The sequence below is a fragment of the Acidovorax sp. Root267 genome (genome assembly GCF_001429215.1).
Lineage (GTDB): Bacteria > Pseudomonadota > Gammaproteobacteria > Burkholderiales > Burkholderiaceae_C > Acidovorax > Acidovorax radicis.
Genome location: NZ_LMJC01000012.1, coordinates 506,152 through 524,448 on the forward strand (window position 1 = coordinate 506,152; position 18,297 = coordinate 524,448).

Genomic DNA, 18,297 nt, shown 5'->3' on the forward strand with positions numbered 1-18,297 from the left:
TCCATGACCACCACTTCATCGACCGCCGACCTGGGCGCTTTCGCGGGCACTGCACAGCCTGCCCCGCACCGCTGGGAGCGCGCCGTGGCGGCGCCTGCCGCTGTCGTCGTGCCCACGGTGCCCATCCCTGCGGCACCCCCGCCCCGTACCCGCGACGGCGCGTGGGGCCATCGCTGGCTGCGGCGCGCGCGCAGCGCACCGGCAAGCCTGTGGCTGGCCTGGGGCGTGATCGCGCTGGTGGCGCTCTGGGCGCTGGCGCCCGGGCTCTTCACCAGCTACAGCGCCACCGTGGGCGTGGCGGGCCAGCAGCTGCAGGCACCGTCGGCCGCGCACTGGCTGGGCACCGATGCGCTGGGCCGCGACGGCTATGCGCGGCTGGTGTTCGGCGCAGTGCATTCGCTCTCCGGCGCGTTCCTGGCCGTGGCCGTGGGGCTGCTGCTGGGCACGCTGCTGGGCGTGCTGGCGGGCTCCATCGGCGGCTGGGTGGAGGACGTGATCATGCGCACGGTCGATGTGCTGCTGTCGGTGCCTGCGCTGCTGCTGTCGCTCTCCATCATCATCATCCTGGGCTTTGGCACGCTGAATGCCGCGGTGGCCGTGGGCGTGGCATCGGTCGCCAGCTTCGCGCGGCTCACGCGGTCCGAGGTGGTGCGCGTGCGCCGCTCCGACTACGTGGAGGCGGCCTTTGGCAGTGGCGGGCGCTTTGGCGCGGTGCTGTGGCGCCATGTGCTGCCCAACTCGCTCACGTCGGTGATCGCGATGGCGGCGCTGCAGTTCGGCTCGGCCATCTTGTCGATCTCGACGCTGGGGTTTCTGGGCTACGGCGCACCGCCGCCCACGCCCGAATGGGGTCTGCTCATCGCCGAGGGGCGCAACTACATCTCGACGGCCTGGTGGCTCACCACCGTGCCGGGGCTGGTGGTGGTGGCTGTGGTGCTGGCGGCCAACCGCATCAGCGCGGCGTTGACGAAGGGGCGCGCATGACCACCATCGACCAGGCCGTGGCGCAGCCGCCGGTGCTGGAGGTGGAGAACCTCTCCATCGCCTACCGCGACAAGGACCATGAACAGCGGGTGGTGCACGGCGTGTCGTTCGCCATTGCGCCCGGCGAGGTCGTGGCGCTGGTGGGCGAGTCCGGCTCGGGCAAGACCACCACCGCGCAGGCCCTCATCGGCCTGCTCGCCGACAACGGCCGGGTAGAGCAAGGCGCGATCCGGCTCAACGGCACCGACATTGCCGGCTGGTCGCCCGACCGCTTCGACACCGTGCGCGGCCGCGTGGTGAGCCTGATCCCGCAGGACCCGACCAGCTCGCTCAACCCCGTGCGCACGGTGGGCGAGCAGGTGGGCGAGATCTTGAAGATCCACCGCTACGGCGACCGCCAGGCGATCGCGCGGCGCGTGGTGGAACTGCTGGCCAAGGTGGGCCTGTCGCAGCCCGAGTTGCGCGCGCGGCAGTACCCGCACGAGCTGTCGGGCGGCATGAAGCAGCGCGTGCTGATCGCCATTGCCATTGCGCTGCAGCCTGCGCTCATCATTGCCGACGAGCCCACCAGCGCGCTCGACGTGACGGTGCAGCGGCGCATCCTCGACCTCATCGACGAGCTGCGCAGCGAGTTCGGCACCGCCGTGCTGCTGGTCACGCACGACCTGGGCGTGGCGGCTGACCGCGCCAACCGGCTGGTGGTGCTGCAGGGCGGGCGCATCCAGGAGCAGGGCGACACGGCCAGCGTGCTGCGCAACCCGCACAGCGCCTACACGCGCAAGCTGCTGGCCGATGCGCCGTCGCTTGCGCAGGGGGCGTTTCGCCCGGCCCGTGCCGCCGCCGCCAACGACACGCCCGAGCGGCCCGAGGACTTCGCCATCGTGGTGGATGGCCTGGTGCACGACTTCGACGTGGCCGGGCGCAAGGAGCCGTTCCGTGCGGTGGATGGCGTGTCGTTCCGCGTGCGGCGCGGCACCACGCACGCCATCGTGGGCGAGTCGGGTTCGGGCAAGACCACCACCATCCGCGACGTGGTGGGCTTTCGCCAGCCCACGGCGGGCCGCATCGTCATCGAGGGCACGGACCTCACCACCCTGCGCGGAGAGGCGCTGCGGCAGTTCCGCCGCACGGTGCAACTGGTCTACCAGAACCCGTTCAGCTCGCTGGACCCGCGCCAGACCATCTTCCAGATCATCGAAGAGCCCCTGCTCAATTTCGACCCGCTGCCCGCCGCCGAGCGCGCGCGCCGCGTGCACGACATCCTGGCGCGCGTGGGCCTGCCGCCCGCTGTGCTGGAGCGCCGCCCGCGCGCTCTGTCGGGCGGCCAGCGCCAGCGCGTGGCCATTGCGCGCGCCATGGTGCTGCAGCCGCGCGTGCTGGTGCTCGACGAGGCCGTATCGGCCCTGGACGTGACCGTGCAGGCGCAGATCCTGGCGCTGCTGGAGACGCTGCAGCGCGACCTGGGCCTGACCTACCTTTTTATCTCGCACGACCTCGCCGTGGTGCGCCAGATCGCAGACACCGTCTCGGTACTGCAGGCCGGCCGCCAGGTGGACGCGGGCCGCGTGGAAGACGTGTTCTTGCGCCCCGGCAGCGACTACACGCGTGAACTCATTGCAGCCATCCCCGGAAAGAAGAAACATCACCATGACCCTATCGACCCCTTCTCCCACCAAGCGCCTGGGCTTTTTCAGCAGGCTGCTTGACGACGTTCCAGCCGGTGAACGCTACCGGCTGGTGACCGAGCAGATCGCCCATGCCGAGGCCTTCGGCTTCGACTCTGCCTGGGTGGCGCAGCACCACTTTCACGAGCACGAAGGCGGCCTGCCCTCTCCCTTCGTCTTCCTGGCCCACGTGGCGGCGCGCACGCGGCGCATCCGCCTGGGCACCGGCATCGTGACCCTGCCCATGGAAAACGCAGTGCGCGTGGCCGAGGACGCCATCGTGCTCGACCTGCTTTCGGGCGGGCGCCTGGAGCTGGGCGTGGGCACGGGCGGCACGCCCGAGTCGTTCGCGGCCTTCGGCATCACCAGCGATGACCGCAGCGCGGTGTATGCGCGCCACCTGGCCCTGGTGCGTGAGGCCTGGGCTGGTCGTCCCCTGCCCGGTGGCGACCGGCTGTACCCGGCGGCCGAGCAGCTGCTGGGCCGCATTTGGCAGGCCACGTTCTCGGTGGCGGGCGGCGAGCGCGCGGGGCAGGCGGGCGACGGGCTCATGCTGTCGCGCACCCAGCCGCGCACGGTCGAGGCGCCCGGCGCCTCGCTGTCCGACCTGCAGCACCCCATCATCGATGCCTACCTGGCCGCACTGCCCGGCGGCGCCACGCCGCGCATCGTCGGCTCGCGCAGCCTGTTCGTGGCCGACGACCGCAAGGAAGCCTTGAGGCTGGCCGAGGTGGGCCTGCGTCGCTCTGTGGCACGTTTTGCGGCAGCTACGCAGCCTGGGCAGGCCAATCGCCCGGGGCCCGATGCGCCGCTGGAGACCCTGATCGCCGCCTACGACGTGCACGTGGGCACGCCTGACGACGTGATCGCCTCGCTGCAGGCCGACACGGCGCTGGCGCGCACCACCGACATCGTGTTCCAGGTGCACTCGGTGGACCCGCCACATGCGCACATCCTGCGCTCCATCGAACTCACGGCCACCCACGTCGCACCGGCGCTGGGCTGGGTGCGCAAACAGCCCGGCAACGCCACTGCCGCATCCGTGGCCCTTCCTTCTTCCGCAACCCGTACCGAGGCCTTTGCATGAGCCAAGCCAACCCATCCCCCCCGCCGAGCCACACATTGCCCGATGTGATCGACCTGCTCGTCGGCATTGAGCCCGGCGACCCCCTGGACACCATCCGCCGCCATCGCCTACAGGCGCGCACCCACGCGCAGGAGAGCTACCGCGCGTTGTTCGCGCCCACCGCTCCGGCGCCGGGCACCGTCACACTGGCCGAGCGCCTGGCGGTTGCGGCCTTTGTCGCGGGCCTGCACCAGCAGCCGGACGCAGCGGCGTTCTATGCCGCCGCGCTGGTCGCGCAGGACGCGGGTGCGGGGCAGGCCTCCGCCATCGCAGCCGAGGTCAGCCGGGGCGCAGCGCAGGGCCCGTACGGCCACTACCCCGCCGGCCCGCTGAGCCGCGAGAACACCGACGGCCCCGCCTACGCCGTGGGCGAGGCGCAGCGCGCCGTGCTGGGCGCGCGGCTGTCGGCGGGCCTGGCGCATGCGCACCTGCTGACCTTCCACCCGCGCGACGCGAGCCCCGAGGCCCTGCAGGTGCTGCTGGACACAGGCTGGTCGGCCACCGACATCGTGATCCTGTCGCAGCTGGTGGCGTTCCTGTCGTTCCAGATCCGCGTGGTGGTGGGCCTGCGCCTGCTCGCAGCGCATCCGGCACCTGCTGCGTCGTCGTCCACCCCCCACACCGCAGAGGCCCAGCCATGAGCGATACCGCCGTCATCACCCACCCCGGCAACCATGAGCCCACGGCCTTCACGCAGGCGCAGCTCGAATGGCTGCCCTGGCTGCCGCCGCTGCCCGAGGACGGGTTGACCGAGCGCCACTACGCCGGCCTGGTGGACGCGGCACGTGCCAAGTCGCCGTACTTTCGCCTGCTGGCGCGCGACCCGGACACGCTGGGCGCGCGCACCCGCACCGACAAGGACATCTTCTACAACCCCGACGCAGGGCTGCCCCGGGCGGAGCGCGAGCTGTCGGCCACGGCCACGTCGCGGGCCAACGGCTGCATCTACTGCGCGTCGGTCCATGCGCGTTTTGCCTCGCACTTCTCGCACCGCCAGGCCGATGTGCAGCGCCTGCTGGACGAGGGTGTCGGGGCGGATCTGGACCCGCGCTGGAACGCCATCGTCGGGGCGTCGGTGGCGCTCACCACCACACCCGCGGCGCTGGACGGCACGCACATCGACAACCTGCGCGCTGCAGGGCTGGATGACTTCGCGATCTCCGACGCACTGCACGGCGCGGCGTTCTTCAACTGGGCGAACCGTCTGATGCTGTCGCTGGGGGAGCCGCAGTTGCAGGTGGGCGGCTAGGCGGACTCATTGCGCAGGGCACTGTCTGCAATGAAGTCCTGGCGGTCGGATGCCAAGGGGCTTGCTGGGCCGGCCCCGCAAGCCCTCGGAACCTTGTCGTCCATTCTCGGAGGGCATAGAGGTTTGTCCGTGTCACCAGCTCCATGGCATCGAGATTGCAATAGTCACAGCTGTTGCCCTGCTTTGCGCCCTGCCGCCTTTCCCGATCCGCAGCGCGCACGGACTTCTCAGTTCGTGCAGAAGATCCCAAGGCCGTAGCAGCCAGTTCGCACGGTGCGGTCATTGGCTGGAGGCGTCTCTAGCCAATGACCAATGTTTGCTTTCCGAGGAGAGAAGCAATCCCTGGTCGTTAACGCTCGACCTTTACGTCAGGGACTGTGATGAAACGCCTGCTGCCGGGAAGGCTCTTTCAGGACTTGAGTCCGCTTCTCACCTTGGTTCGCAACGGCTCAATCATTCGGTCTGCAATTTCGGACAATGCATAAGAAATTGCAATGATTGGAAGTAGGGAAACTGTGAACAAGAGTAATCCTCGGTGCTGTCCATCCAGGAACACTTGGCCCACTACGAAGCCAACGACCCAATGTGTAAGGAATACCGGATACGCGAGATCGCCGAGCCGTTTATCCCATAGGCTGATTGGAGCATCGCTTGATGGTGGGCGAATATTGGTGCAGAGAAAAATGGCGAGCGAGCAGAGGTTGATATAGGAAAATAACTCAAAAAATCGACTGTTCAAGCCTCCCATGAAGCCACAGAGTACCAGATTGCCTAGCCAGATAGTGCATGAAAATCTGCTCAAATAGATTATTTGCTGTCGGCGTAGGATAATTATAGAATTCTGGGAAAAATAGATGATTGCCCCCACGGAAAATGGCAAAAGAGCAGCATAAAAAGGTGAATAGCGTTGTCCCCAGCCTGCCCCACTCAGAAAGCTTGCAAGATGGTACGTGAAAGCGACCAAAAATAATAAAATTGCCAGCGCTCTGCTTCTGGCCCCAATCGCCCAGAGTATAAAATAATTAATTAATTCGACCGCAACGGACCAAGTGGGAGGTACCAGGCGGAAAGATGAGTTATAGAATTCAAACGGGATGATCAGACTATTTCCGAGGATATCTATCCATCTCGTTTGAAGCTTCCATGCGGGGTGAAATTCGCTTGCGTTATTCGAGAAAGCAATGATGAACGCAGTGACTATCGCCACAATATAGTAGATGGGGAAGAGGCGTAAAAATCTGTTGAGAGCGAAGGCGGAGAGGTGGAAATGGTATGTCTCATTTAAAATCAAAGTAATGAGATAACCCGATATCATGTAAAAGCCAAAAACGGCGAAGCCACCCCAATGCGAGAAAAATGGCATGCCACCGGTTAAATGGGCTATGACAACAAACAGAGCAAGCAAAAAACGCAGCGATCCAAGCATGGGGGAATTTAGATGAAGTGACCTCGAGAGGTTTGGATCGGATCAGACCACGGGACAACCAGTGGGGACCTTGCCAAGTCAAGAAACTCTTGTGCAGCGCGAGAATGGAAGGATCAACATGCTCCACAAGCTTGACCACAGTTGCTGCGAGCATTCACAGTGCAGCGGGGCACCCCACGGTCTCAATGCGCACGGCGCGGTGATTCTGGATAGATGTCTCACCTACCCAGCTTTATGCGACCAATGTGCCTTGCCCGCAAACTGCGCACCGCGTTGATCAAGAAGAGGGCGCGGTTATAGCCATTTTTTGGCAAAAAGATTGAGCAGGGATTCCCCATCCGGAGTGAAGATGGGAAATGCCCTGGACAAACTCAACATTTTTAGAAATGCGGGATGCTTCCTGTGGGCGTGCCGTTCACCACATTGCCACTTACCATATTGTCACCAAAAGACAAAAGACTACCACCCATATTGTTATAGCCAGCGTTGTTGGCAACTATTGTGGAGCCGCGCAAGTAAGTCACGCCACCGCGGGTGGTGATACCATCTGTGTAGCCTCGAACAGATACATCGCTGATGGTGGCAATGGAGTTGGCGGCCCCAACGTGGATACCGGTGGTGCCAACGAGGGTGGTTCCGTTGGTCATTTGCACATTACGGATATCCATTCGGCCATTCACAACCGTAGTGAGCATGTTGATACCGTTGGTGAAGCCTGAAATCGAGCTGTCTTCTACAACGACATACCGGGCAGCCATGTATCTGACTGCGTTAAGAGCGCCTGATGTGCCCGTGAACGTAAGCCCACGCAATATAACCACATCGGTGGTGGCAGCATTAATTACAACACCATTCGTGCCAGCTACCAAGATACCCGCAATATGGCCTCCGCCATTGATGGTGATGGATTTTGTGATGGTGACTCCCCCAAACCCGCCGTCATCCAACACGTCGATTTCGCCGCCCGCCGCCGTTTTGCTGATGGCCCCGGCAAATGTCTTGCAGGGTGCGGTTCGGCTGCAGGGGTTGGCGTCGTCGCCGACGCCTGATACCCAGGTTCGTGTTGCTTGCGCGTACACCGAGGAACTCAATCCCATCAAGAGCGCGACCGACAGCAATGCTCCCCATCTTGAGAAAGACTTTTTCATGTTGATCTCTTTCGTTTAGTCTGAACATGAACCAACCGCTGATAGATCGTGCTGATTGACTGGCACCACGTTCCTGCGCGGGGGTTGGCAAACCCGCGCAGAAACGAGTGTATTGATTTGTATCCCTCAGTACAACGAAATATCAGAGGGCTCGGCCTCACAAGCCAATGGCCCAGTGGGTGCCTCGCGTCCTTGCGGCGGCGGCCTGCGCAACTTTGTTCAGCTCAGCCCAACAATGCTTTGGGCACCTTGTCCGACTTCTTTTCGACGGGGTTGGCCAGCAGCCAGTTGGCCGCGTACTGGCGCATGAACTCCTTGGCCTTTTCGGGGCGGGCTGTCAGCCACGCGTCGTAGGCGCCTTCGTTCAGGATGGCGGGCATGCTTTTCTCGCTGCCTGGCTGGCCGTAGCGGTGCAGCAGCGCGTGGTTGTTGGCGTTCACCGTGAGCAGGCAGTAGCTGATGATTACCTCGCCGTCGCTGCCTTGCCAGCGTGCCCACAGGCCCGCCACGCCCATGGGTTTGCCGTCCACGCGGGCGATGCGGGTGGGCACGGCCTTGCCGCTGCGCAGGTCGTCTTCATAGAACGCCGCCATGGGCACGATGCAGCGCTGGCCGCCCAGCCACGCGTCGCGGAACGCTGTGCCGGTGGAAGCGGTATCGGACTTGGCGTTGACGAGTTTGGGCGCACGGAGCTTGGCGTCCGACGCCGACTTGACCCAGTGCGGCACCAGGCCCCACTGGGCGGGTATGAGCACGCGCTCGGTGTTGGATTCGGGCGCTTCTGTGGGGGCATCTGCCAGGGCATGGGTTTCGACATCGGTTGTCGCCTTGGCCACTGTCGGCGGGGAGATGGCCGCAGCCGTGGTTGCGTGCACGATGAAAAAGCCCGGCTTTCGGGGCCACAGGTGGCGTTCACCCAGGGCCTCGGGGGGGTCGACCGCAAACGCCTCGCGGTAGGTCTCAGCGTGGGGCAGGGTTTCGTAGTGGGTGCTCATGGGGCGATGGTAGCGCTTGGTGCCCGGGTTTTTGGGATGAAATATGGCTCTGGCGCTTGTTTTATAAGCGCTATCAGCTATAAAAATAGAAGCAACTACAGGTCCATGCATTGCCCGCCCAGTGCGACCCATGACATGCATCAAGCCGGTTGTCGCCTGCGTTGTGACGCGCCTTGGCGGTGTTTTCACAATGCCCCCATGGACTTCGCACCCTCGCCCCTGGCCCGTGAAATGCACGAACGCCTCACCGCGTTCATCGACCGCTATCTGCTGCCGTACAACGCCGCCTGGCATGCGGCGGTGTTGGCGGGCGACTACCCGCCCCCGTTTCTGGAAGACCTCAAGGCCCTGGCCCGCGAGGAAGGCCTGTGGAACCTGTTCCTGCCCACGCTGCGGAGCGACGAGCCGGGCACGCGCCTGTCCAACCTCGACTACGCGCCGCTGGCCGAGGCCATGGGCCGCCTGCCCTGGGCGGCCGAGGTGTTCAACTGCCATGCGCCGGACACCGGCAACATCGAGCTGCTGCACCGCTTTGCCACACCCGCGCAGCGCGCACAGTGGCTGCAACCGCTGCTACTGGGGGGCATGCGCTCGGCCTTCGCGATGAGCGAGCCCGATGTGGCGTCGTCCGACCCCACCAACCTGCAGACCACGGTGCGGCGCGAAGGCGATGATCTGGTGCTCAGCGGCCGCAAGTGGTTTGTCACCGGCGCAGCACACCCGCACTGCAGGCTGCTCATCGTGCTGTGCCGCAATGCCGATGGTGATGCGGCGATCAGCAGCCACGCCCGCCACAGCATGGTGCTGGTGCCTGCCGACGCGCCGGGCGTGCAGATCGTGCGCAACATCAGCGTGTTGCACCACCATGCGCCCGAGGGGCATTGCGAGATCCTGCTGCAGGGCGTGCGCGTGCCGGCCGAGCACCTGCTGGGCGACTGGGGGGCGGGTTTTGCCATGGCGCAGGCGCGCCTGGGGCCGGGGCGGGTGCACCACTGCATGCGCACCATCGGCCAGTGCGAGCTGGCCTTGCGCCTGGCCGCTGAGCGTGCGCTGGAGCGCACGGCGTTTGGCAAGCCGCTGGCAGAGCAGGCCAATGTGCAGGAATGGCTGGCGGAATCGCGCATCGAGATCGACCAGGCACGGTTGCTGGTGCTGCACGCGGCCTGGTTGCTGGACCGGGGCAACGCCGTGGATGCCCGGCAGGTGCGTGCTCAGGTCGCTGCCATCAAAGTAGTGGCCGCGCGGCTGCAGCAGCGCGTGGTGGACCGGGCCATGCAGATCTTTGGCGCCATGGGCCTTTCGCCCGACACGCCGCTGGCGGCGTTCTGGACCTGGGGCCGCGCGCTGCGGCTGATGGACGGCCCGGACGAGGTGCACCTGCGCACCGTGGCGCGCCAGGAGCTGCGCCAGGCGCGCGGGCAGCTCGGTGACTTGGCGGCCTACTTCACCACCCCGGAGCAGATGTGCGCGCCGCCACGCCTGAGTGCTTGAGCGCCTGAACCGGCCTGGGCGCGAGAGGAGATCAGGCCGAGGCCCGGGCGGCGCGCGGGCCGGAGGGCGCCACCACCACGCGGTTGCGCCCCAGCGACTTGGCGGTGTACAGCGCCTGGTCGGCGCGCTCCAGCGTCAGCTCCACCGTATCGCCGGGCAGGTGCAGTGCCAGGCCGGCCGAGACGGTCATGCGCAGCACACCCGAGGCATGCGGAATCTCCATCGCCGCCACGGCCTGGCGCACGCGCTCCAGCAGTTCACGGGCATCGTCCACCTGGGTGTCGGACAGCAGCAGCACAAACTCCTCGCCGCCCCAGCGTGCCAGCACATCGGTGTCGCGCACGCTGGCCCGCACGACGCCTGCAAAGGCCTGCAGCGCGCGGTCCCCCGTGGCGTGGCCGTGGGTGTCGTTCACGCGCTTGAAGTGGTCGATGTCCAGTTCCGCCAGCAGCATGAGGCGGCCACTGCGCAGGCTGCGGCGGCGCTCCAGGTCCATCAGATCCTGCATGGCGCGGCGGTTGGGCAGGCCCGTGAGCTCGTCCCGGGTGGCCAGATCGCGGTTGACCGCGAGTGCCTGGGCCAGTGCCTCACGCTGTTCCTGCAGCCGTGCACGGATGCGCTGAATGCGCAGGTTGAGCGCGATGCTGCCGCCCAGCACGATGAGCACCATGAGCGCGTAGGCGGTATCCAGGTAGCCCAGCGGGCTGGCATTGAAGCGTGTGGTGGCCACCACGGCGCAGGCAAAGGCCAGCAGCGCATACACACCGATGCCGATCACCTCGGCCACGGTGAGGCCAAAAGTGCCGAAGAACAGGATCATGGCCAGCACGCTGGGCACCACGCCCCGCGCATCGCCCGCCAGCACATAGGCCACGGCGCCGCTGGTGATGGTCCAGACCATCTGGGGCACGGTGAGCGAGGGGTCGCTGAGCCGGGCGGTTTCGCCCGAGCGGATGAACGCGGTCATCACCACCAGCCCGCCGACCGAGATGGCTGCCCACCACTGCACGGCGACGGCGTTCACTGCGCTGCTCGCCGTCGCCACCATCAGCATGACGCCCGCGCTGCTGGCCATGAGCAACAGGGCGAGCAAGGCCATGCCCACAAGCGTGCGTCGCCGTCGGTCGGTGGAGAGGATCACATCCCGGATGCGTTGCCAGCGGGAAGGTGTGCGCAAGGTGGGGGCTCCTGCCAGGACGGTGGGGTCGAGTGGAACGGAGGGGGACGGCGGCGTGCGGTCGGGGGTACCCCGTGCGCCGTTTCATTCTAGGGGGGTGGCCGTCCTGCGTACAGCCCTGCCCAGGCTGGGTCTGGGGTTGACAAGGCCCATGCGCGGCCCCGCAGAGCGTAGGCGGCGATCTAAACGAGGGTGAGTGCCGCCAGGGCCGCGAGTGGCGCCGTCTCGGCGCGCAGCACGCGGGGCCCCAGCGTGATCGGGGTGAAGCCGTGTTGCAGCGCCAGGTCTTCCTCGGCACTGGAGAGGCCGCCCTCGGGGCCAGAGAGGAACACCACGGGCCCGGATGGGGCCGCCGCCGTGCGCAGCGGTGCCGTGCCCGCGCGCAGCGACAGCAGCAGGCGTTGTGAAGCCGCAGTCTGGGCGCGCACCCAGGCTGCCAGGTCCACGGCGCCGTGGACCACGGGCACGCGGTTGCGGCCGCATTGTTCGCAGGCGGCCACGGCCACGGCCTGCCAGTGGGCGATTTTTTTCTCGGCGCGCTCGCCCTTGAGCTTGAGGACGCTGCGCTCGGCCACCAGGGGTGTGATGCTGGCGACGCCCAGCTCGGTAGCTTTTTCGACAAGCCAGTCCATGCGTTCGTTGGCGGTGATGCCGGCCAGCAGGTGCACGGCGCGCGGGGCTTCGCGTTCGGTGGCATGGTGGGCACCCACCACCACGCGCACGTCGCTGCGGCCCATGCGCAGCACGGTGGCGTCAAACTCCCCGCCCGGATCGCCCTCGCCCTGGCCGCCATGGAACAGCGTGATGGCGTCGCCCGGCTGCAGGCGCAGCACCTGCACGTGGCGCGCAGCGCCGGGGGGCAAATCCAGCTCGGCGCCGGTGGCCAGAAGGGCCGGGCAATGGAAACGGGGCATTTGCTACTTAATTTATAGCTGTTTGCGCTTGATGGATAAGCGCTAGAGCCTGATTTGATTCAATTTTTACTGCGTGCGCCCAGTCGCGCCACTACATCCGGCCGTAGGCAAAGCCCGTGACCGGCTCGGTGCCTTCGATCTGGTCGAGCATCTTGAGCAGGGGCCCCAGCTGCCGGTAGCGGTTGGCCGTGGCGCGGATGTAGGCCATGAAGCGGGGCGCGTCGGCCAGGTACTTGGGCTTGCCGTCGCGCAAGGTCAGGCGTGCAAAGATGCCGGCGACCTTGAGGTGGCGCTGCAGGCCCATCCACTCGACGCTGCGGTAGAACTCGCCAAAGTCGTTGCCCCAGCCGCTGGCACTGGTGGCACCCAGCAGCCCTGCCTTGCGGGCCTTCTCCCAGTAACGCACGGTAATGTCGATGACAAATTCCTCTTCCCAGCTGATGAACGCGTCGCGCAGCAGGCTGGCAATGTCATAGGTGATGGGGCCATAGACTGCGTCCTGGAAGTCCAGGACCCCGAGCGACGCGCCGTCTTCGATGGGCGCCATCAGATTGCGTGTCATGAAGTCGCGGTGGACGTACACGCTGGGCGCGGCCAGGTTGTGCGCCACGATGGCGTCGAAGGCGCTGCCCAGGGTGGCCTGCTGCTGGTCGTCCAGCGTGACGCCCCGGTGCTGGCCCAGGTACCAGTCGGGATACAGGGCCAGTTCGCGGCGCAGCAGCGCTTCGTCATAGGCCGGCAGCACGCCGGGCTGGGAGGCCTTTTGCCAGTCCAGCAGCACGTCCGTGGCTTGCTGGTACCAGGCGTAGGCGGCCTGGGGCTTCTCGGGGTTCAGCAGCTCGATCAGCGTCTGGTGGCCCAGGTCGGACAACAGCATGAAGCCGCCAGCTTCATCCCAGGCCAGGATCTGCGGCACGTTCAGGCCCGCAGCGGCCATGAGGCCCTGCACCTGCACGAAGGGGCGGCAGTTTTCCTTGTCCGGCGGTGCGTCCATCACGATGCGGCTGCTGCCCGTGGCGCTGTCGATGCGCAGGTAGCGCCGAAAGCTTGCGTCGGCCGAGGCCGGACGCAGTGTGGCGGGCAACAACTGGTGGGACCCCACGAGCGGCGCAAGCCAGGCCTCGAAGGCCGCCTGGCGGGCCGCGTCGGGCCAGGCCACGGTGGAAGTTGCGGGGGTTGCCACGGCTGTGCCCGGGGGCGGGCAGGCGGGAGAAGGGGAAGATGGGTGGCTCATGGATAATCCGATTTTACAAACCCGCTCCCCCAGACTCTGAGGTGGGCGGGTTCCTCCTTTTTATCTGCCCCTGCCCACCGCCCCACGTGCCACGCTGCAAGCCCCCCACCGTGCAGACCTCCTCCCCCCGTTCCCGGTCCGTCAAGGCGAAGCCCGAGCGGTTGCGCGCCCCCGTGCCCCGGGCCCTGGCCTATGGCGTGGCGCTGGCCTGGTGCGGTCTGCCGCTCTCCGTGTGGGCGCAGGCGCCTGACGCCCCGCCTGCCAGCGCCTGGGATGCCCCCACTGCGTTGCGCAGCTCCCCGCTGCTGCAGGAAAAGATCCCGGATGCTGTGCGCCCCCAGCTGCCGGTGTTCGTGACCGGTGACCACATCAGCGGCCAGACCGACCTGAACGCCGTCATCGAAGGCAATGCCGAATTGCGCCGTGGCGATACCGTGATCCGTGCCGACCGGCTGGACTACAACGTGCCCGAAGACCTCGCCAAGGCCAATGGCAAGGTGCGCATCAACCGCGCGGGCAACGTGTACGAAGGCACGGCGCTGGAGCTGCGGGTGGATGCCTTCGAGGGCTTCTTCAGCGACGCGCGCTACAAGTTTCTGGCCACCCAGGCCCATGGCGATGCCACGCGCGTGGATTTCATCGACCGCGACCGGGCCGTGGTGCACAACGCCACGTACACCACCTGCGAGCGCGGCAATGAAGAAAGCTGGCGGCCCGACTGGGTGCTGCGCGCCGCCACCATCCGCATTGACAACGAGGAAGAGGTCGGCACGGCCGAAGATGCGGTGCTGGAGTTCAAGGGCGTGTCCCTGCTGCCCATTCCGTACATCACCTTCCCGCTGTCGGACAAGCGCAAGTCCGGCCTGCTGCCGCCCACCATCGGGCTGGACAGCCGCGACGGGGTGGCGTACATGCAGCCCTATTACTGGAACATTGCCCCCAACCGGGATGCCACGCTGCGTGCCGCCCTCATGACCAAGCGCGGCGCCAACCTGGGGGGCGAGTTCCGCTACCTGGAGCCCAGCTACGTTGGCCAGATCAGCGCCGATGTCATGCCCTCCGACCGCCTGCGCGACCGCATGCGCTGGAGCTTTTCAGGCCAGCACCAGGGCGCTTTTGATACGCCGATGGGCGGGCTGGGGCTCAACCTCAATGTCAACCGCGTCAGCGACGACAACTACTGGCGCGACTTTGGCCGAGCCTCGGACCTGCTGCGCCAGCGCCTGCTGCCCGGCGACGCCATGCTGTCGTGGGCCGGCACGGACATGTCGGCCCGGGTGCGCACCCTCAAGTGGCAGACGCTGCAGGATGTGACCTCGCCCATCGTGCCGCCTTACGACCGTCTGCCTCAGCTGCAATGGCGCTACGCACCGTCGCAGCTGGGCGGTGGGCTGGATGCCAGTGTGGAGCTGGACACCACGCGGTTCCAGGCGGCCCGCGACCTGACAGGCCAGCCCAATGCCAACCGCAGCTATGCGATGGCGCAGATCAGCCGGCCGTTCCTGTCGCCCGGGGGCTTCATCACCCCGCGCCTGCAGCTGCATGCCACGCAGTACCAGTTTGACTCGGCGCTGTCCAACGGGCAGCGCTCGGCCAATCGCACCCTGCCCACCTTCAGCCTGGACAGCGGCCTGGTGTTCGAACGCGATGCCGCCTACTTTGGGCGCGCCTTTTTGCAGACGCTGGAGCCGCGCGCGTTCTACACCTACACGCCCTACCGCGACCAGAGCATGCTGCCGGTGTACGACACGGCGGCCAACGATTTCAACTTCGCCACGATCTATACCGAGAACGCCTTCGGAGGCAACGACCGGCTGGCCGACAACAACCTGCTCACCCTGGGCGTGACGACGCGGCTGCTGGACCCGAACACGGGCGCCGAGGCCGCGCGCTTCGGCATTGCCCAGCGGCTGCGGTTCTCGGACCAGAAGGTCACCCTGCCGGGCGGCACCCCCGTGAGCGAGCGCCTGTCGGACTTGCTGCTGGGTGCGGGCGTCACCTGGACGCCGCAGTGGGGCTTTGACTCCACCGTGCAGTACAACCCCAAGACGGGCCGCTCCATCCGCTCGACCATTGGCGCGCGCTACAGCCCCGGCAACTACCGCACCGTGAGCGCGGCCTACCGCCTGCAGCGCGGCACGAGCGAGCAGATCGATATCGGCTGGCAATGGCCGCTCAACGACCTGTGGGGCGACAAGGGCAAGGACCTGGGTGCGGGCCGGGGCCAGGGCGGCGGGCGCTGGTACAGCGTGGGCCGCCTGAACTACAGCCTGCAGGATCGCAAGCTGGTGGATACCGTGGTGGGCCTTGAATACGACAGCTGCTGCTGGATCGGCCGCGTGGTGCTGGAGCGCCTGCAAAGCAGCGTGACTACGTCCAACACCCGCCTGTTGTTCCAGATCGAGTTCGTCGGCTTCTCGCGCCTGAGCCTGGGCTCCAGTCCGCTGGACACCTTCAAGCAAAATGTGCCGCGTTACCAGAACCTGCGCGAGCAGGTCACGACGCCCAGCCGCTTCAGCAACTATGACTAACGCTTAACGCCATGAATCACCGTGTCATCGCACTGGCCATTGCCACCCTGGCTTCCCTGATGTCTCAGGGTGCCCTGGCCCAGGGCCTGCGCCCTTCCGGCACGCCGGCGGGCAAGGGGCTGACGGCGCGCCCGGCGGCCGCACCGTCGATCACGCTGCCTCCCGAGACGAGCGGCAGCAGCAGCTCTGCGCCCCGGCAAGCGGACTTCATCGTCGCCGTGGTCAATTCCGAGCCAGTGACCAACAACGAAGTGCGTTCGCGGCTTGCACGTGCCGAGGTCCAGCTGGCCCAGCAGGGGGGGGCCATGCCGGCCCGCGATCTGTTGGCCCGCGAGGTGCTCGAGCGGATCATTCTGGAGCGCGCGCAGCTGCAGCAGGCGCGCGAATCCGGCATCAAGGTGGATGACTTCGCCGTGTCGCAGGCCGAACAAGGCGTGGCCCGCCAGAACAACATGTCGGTCGATGACCTCTACCGCCGCCTGGCCCGGGACGGCATGGGCAAGGAGCGCTTCCGCGAGGAGCTGCGCAACCAGCTGCTGCTGCAGCGCCTGCGAGAGCGGGAGGTGGAAGCGCGTGTGAAAGTCTCGGACCTGGACATCGACCAGTACCTGCGCGAACAGCAAAAGGGCAACGATGTCGCCGCGATGGAGATCAACCTGGGCCACGTGCTGGTCCTGGTGCCTGAGAACGCGAGCCCCGTGCAGGTGGCCGAGCGCCAGGCACGCGCCCAGCGCGCGGCCGACAAGGTGCGCGCGGGGGAAGACTTTGCGGCCGTGGCCCGGGAGTTTTCCGACGCACCCGAGGGGCAGCGCGCCAACGGCCAGCTGGGCCTGCGCCCGGCCGACCGTTATCCCGAGCTGTTTGTGAACTCCACGCTGGGCCTGCCCGTGGGCGGCATCGTCGGGCCCGTCCGCTCGCCAGCAGGTTTCCACGTGCTCAAGGTGATTGAGCGTGTCACGGCGGGCGTGCCCACCACGGTGGTGCAAAGCCACGCCCGCCACATCCTGCTGCGCACGGGGCCACAGCTTTCCGAGAGCGCAGCCGCCACGCGCCTGGCCGATTACCGCCGCCGCGTGCAGATGGGGCAGGCCGATTTTGCCGCGCTGGCCCGCGAACATTCGCAGGATGGCAGCTCCAAGGAAGGTGGCGATCTGGGCTGGGCCACCCCGGGCCGTTATGTGCCCGAGTTCGAGCAGGCCCTGAACGCCCTCAAGCCCGGTGACATCAGCGAACCCGTGGTGTCGCGTTTTGGCGTGCACCTGATTCAGCTGCTGGAGCGCCGCGAGGCCAAGCTCACCCAGCGCGAGCAGCGCGACATGGCGCGCGATACCGTGCGCGAGAAGAAGCTGGACGAGGCCTACGCCACCTGGGCGCAGGAACTGCGCGGGCGCGCGTACGTGGAATACCGCGACCCGCCGCAATGACCGACCGATGAACAGACAGGTAAGCACGCGTTGAAACACATCCCCCGCAAGCGCTTCGGGCAGCATTTTCTGTCCGACAAGGGCATCATCGAAGACATCGTGCAGGCCATTGCGCCCCAGCCGGGCCAGCCCATGGTCGAGATCGGGCCGGGGCTTGCAGCGCTGACGCAGCCCCTGGTGGAGCGCCTGGGGCGCCTCACGGTCATCGAGCTGGACCGCGACCTGGCCTTGCGCCTGCGGCTGCACGGCCAGCTGGAGGTGATCGAGTCCGATGTGCTCAAGGTGGATTTCACTGCGCTGGCGCTCGCGATGCGCGAAAAAGCCGAACAGCCTGACCTGCGGCTGCGCGTGGTGGGCAACCTGCCCTACAACATCTCCACGCCCATCCTGTTCCATTTGCTGGACCATGTGCAGGTCATCGAAGACCAGCACTTCATGCTGCAAAAAGAAGTGATCGACCGCATGGTGGCCAAGCCTGCCACCAGTGACTACGGGCGCCTGTCAGTCATGCTGCAATGGCGCTACGCGATGGAAAACGTGTTGTTCGTACCGCCCGAGAGCTTTGACCCGCCCCCGCGCGTGGACAGCGCCGTGGTGCGCATGGTGCCGCGCGCGGAGCCAGCGCCTTTGTCTGTGCCCTTGCTGGAAGAACTCGTGCAGGTCGCCTTCAGCCAGCGCCGTAAGCTGCTGCGCCACACGCTGGGCCGCTGGTTGGAGTCACGCCAGTTTGCCGGCCACTTCGACACCCAGCGCCGTGCCGAGGAGGTGCCGGTGAGCGAGTTTGTGGCTCTGGCGCAGGAGTGCTCTTAAAATAATAGCTGCTAGCGCTTTATAGATAAGCGCTAGCGCCTGATTTGACTAAAAACGCGCAGCAACTGACGCGGCCCCGACCAGCAACCGCCGCGCCCCGCTGCGCTGGTGGTGTCCCCCTTCC

General features: G+C 66.4%; 15 protein-coding genes. 9 read left to right on the forward strand and 6 right to left on the reverse strand.

What is annotated here, in order from left to right:
• Positions 1-3 precede the first annotated feature (3 nt).
• The 5 genes from ASE39_RS11850 to ASE39_RS11870 are packed head-to-tail and all read left to right on the forward strand — an operon-like array spanning position 4 to position 5,023.
• Complete coding sequence (locus tag ASE39_RS11850) at positions 4-984, forward strand: ABC transporter permease (protein WP_140426754.1); 981 nt, start codon at positions 4-6, stop codon at positions 982-984.
• Positions 981-2,690, forward strand: a complete 1,710-nt coding sequence (locus ASE39_RS11855) for an ABC transporter ATP-binding protein (protein WP_057271250.1) — start codon at positions 981-983, stop codon at positions 2,688-2,690. Before ASE39_RS11850 ends, ASE39_RS11855 begins: the two co-directional genes overlap by 4 nt.
• A complete protein-coding gene (locus tag ASE39_RS11860; protein ID WP_057271251.1) occupies positions 2,632-3,735 on the forward strand; it encodes a putative FMN-dependent luciferase-like monooxygenase in 1,104 nt (367 codons plus the stop codon). The genes ASE39_RS11855 and ASE39_RS11860 overlap by 59 nt, the downstream gene beginning before the upstream one ends.
• Positions 3,732-4,415: a CMD domain protein gene (locus tag ASE39_RS11865; protein WP_057271252.1), complete on the forward strand. Its 684-nt coding sequence runs from the start codon at positions 3,732-3,734 to the stop codon at positions 4,413-4,415. The genes ASE39_RS11860 and ASE39_RS11865 overlap by 4 nt, the downstream gene beginning before the upstream one ends.
• On the forward strand, positions 4,412-5,023 hold the full coding sequence (locus ASE39_RS11870; RefSeq protein WP_057271253.1) for an alkylhydroperoxidase domain protein: 612 nt from the start codon (positions 4,412-4,414) through the stop codon (positions 5,021-5,023). The genes ASE39_RS11865 and ASE39_RS11870 overlap by 4 nt, the downstream gene beginning before the upstream one ends.
• 409 nt (positions 5,024-5,432) lie before the next feature.
• On the opposite strand, the gene ASE39_RS25820 is transcribed toward ASE39_RS11870, so the two are convergent.
• The 3 genes from ASE39_RS25820 to ASE39_RS11880 all read right to left on the reverse strand — a co-directional run bounded on the left by ASE39_RS25820 (position 5,433) and on the right by ASE39_RS11880 (position 8,592).
• Positions 5,433-6,449: an acyltransferase gene (locus tag ASE39_RS25820; RefSeq protein ID WP_082615405.1), complete on the reverse strand. Its 1,017-nt coding sequence runs from the start codon at positions 6,447-6,449 to the stop codon at positions 5,433-5,435.
• Positions 6,450-6,829: 380 nt separating this feature from the next.
• On the reverse strand, positions 6,830-7,597 hold the full coding sequence (locus ASE39_RS25825; protein WP_082615406.1) for a hypothetical protein: 768 nt from the start codon (positions 7,595-7,597) through the stop codon (positions 6,830-6,832).
• 224 nt (positions 7,598-7,821) lie between these two features.
• On the reverse strand, positions 7,822-8,592 hold the full coding sequence (locus ASE39_RS11880; RefSeq protein ID WP_057271255.1) for an SOS response-associated peptidase family protein: 771 nt from the start codon (positions 8,590-8,592) through the stop codon (positions 7,822-7,824).
• 198 nt (positions 8,593-8,790) lie between these two features.
• Between ASE39_RS11880 and ASE39_RS11885 the strand changes: the two genes are divergently transcribed.
• Positions 8,791-10,083, forward strand: coding sequence for an acyl-CoA dehydrogenase family protein (locus ASE39_RS11885; protein WP_057271256.1), 1,293 nt, complete (start codon positions 8,791-8,793; stop codon positions 10,081-10,083).
• Positions 10,084-10,114: 31 nt separating this feature from the next.
• Here ASE39_RS11885 and ASE39_RS11890 read toward each other — a convergent pair whose 3' ends face one another.
• The 3 genes from ASE39_RS11890 to ASE39_RS11900 form a co-directional block, all read right to left on the reverse strand.
• Positions 10,115-11,260, reverse strand: a complete 1,146-nt coding sequence (locus ASE39_RS11890; RefSeq protein ID WP_057271257.1) for a diguanylate cyclase — start codon at positions 11,258-11,260, stop codon at positions 10,115-10,117.
• A 182-nt stretch (positions 11,261-11,442) separates the two neighbouring features.
• Positions 11,443-12,174 carry a 16S rRNA (uracil(1498)-N(3))-methyltransferase gene (locus ASE39_RS11895; RefSeq protein WP_057271258.1) on the reverse strand — a complete coding sequence of 244 codons (732 nt, stop codon included), beginning with the start codon at positions 12,172-12,174 and terminating at the stop codon, positions 11,443-11,445.
• Between the two features lie 91 nt (positions 12,175-12,265).
• The gene (locus ASE39_RS11900) at positions 12,266-13,408 is read right to left on the reverse strand and encodes a phosphotransferase (protein WP_057271259.1); all 1,143 of its coding nucleotides are present in this window, start codon (positions 13,406-13,408) and stop codon (positions 12,266-12,268) included.
• A gap of 161 nt (positions 13,409-13,569) precedes the next feature.
• On the opposite strand from ASE39_RS11900, the gene ASE39_RS11905 reads away from it, so the two are divergent.
• The 3 genes from ASE39_RS11905 to rsmA are packed head-to-tail and all read left to right on the forward strand — an operon-like array spanning position 13,570 to position 18,173.
• Positions 13,570-15,939 carry an LPS-assembly protein LptD gene (locus tag ASE39_RS11905; protein WP_057271463.1) on the forward strand — a complete coding sequence of 790 codons (2,370 nt, stop codon included), beginning with the start codon at positions 13,570-13,572 and terminating at the stop codon, positions 15,937-15,939.
• An 11-nt stretch (positions 15,940-15,950) separates the two neighbouring features.
• A complete protein-coding gene (locus ASE39_RS11910) occupies positions 15,951-17,363 on the forward strand; it encodes a peptidylprolyl isomerase (RefSeq protein ID WP_057271260.1) in 1,413 nt (470 codons plus the stop codon).
• A gap of 30 nt (positions 17,364-17,393) precedes the next feature.
• Complete coding sequence (gene rsmA, locus ASE39_RS11915; protein WP_010464778.1) at positions 17,394-18,173, forward strand: 16S rRNA (adenine(1518)-N(6)/adenine(1519)-N(6))-dimethyltransferase RsmA; 780 nt, start codon at positions 17,394-17,396, stop codon at positions 18,171-18,173.
• The last annotated feature ends 124 nt before the right edge of the window (positions 18,174-18,297 follow it).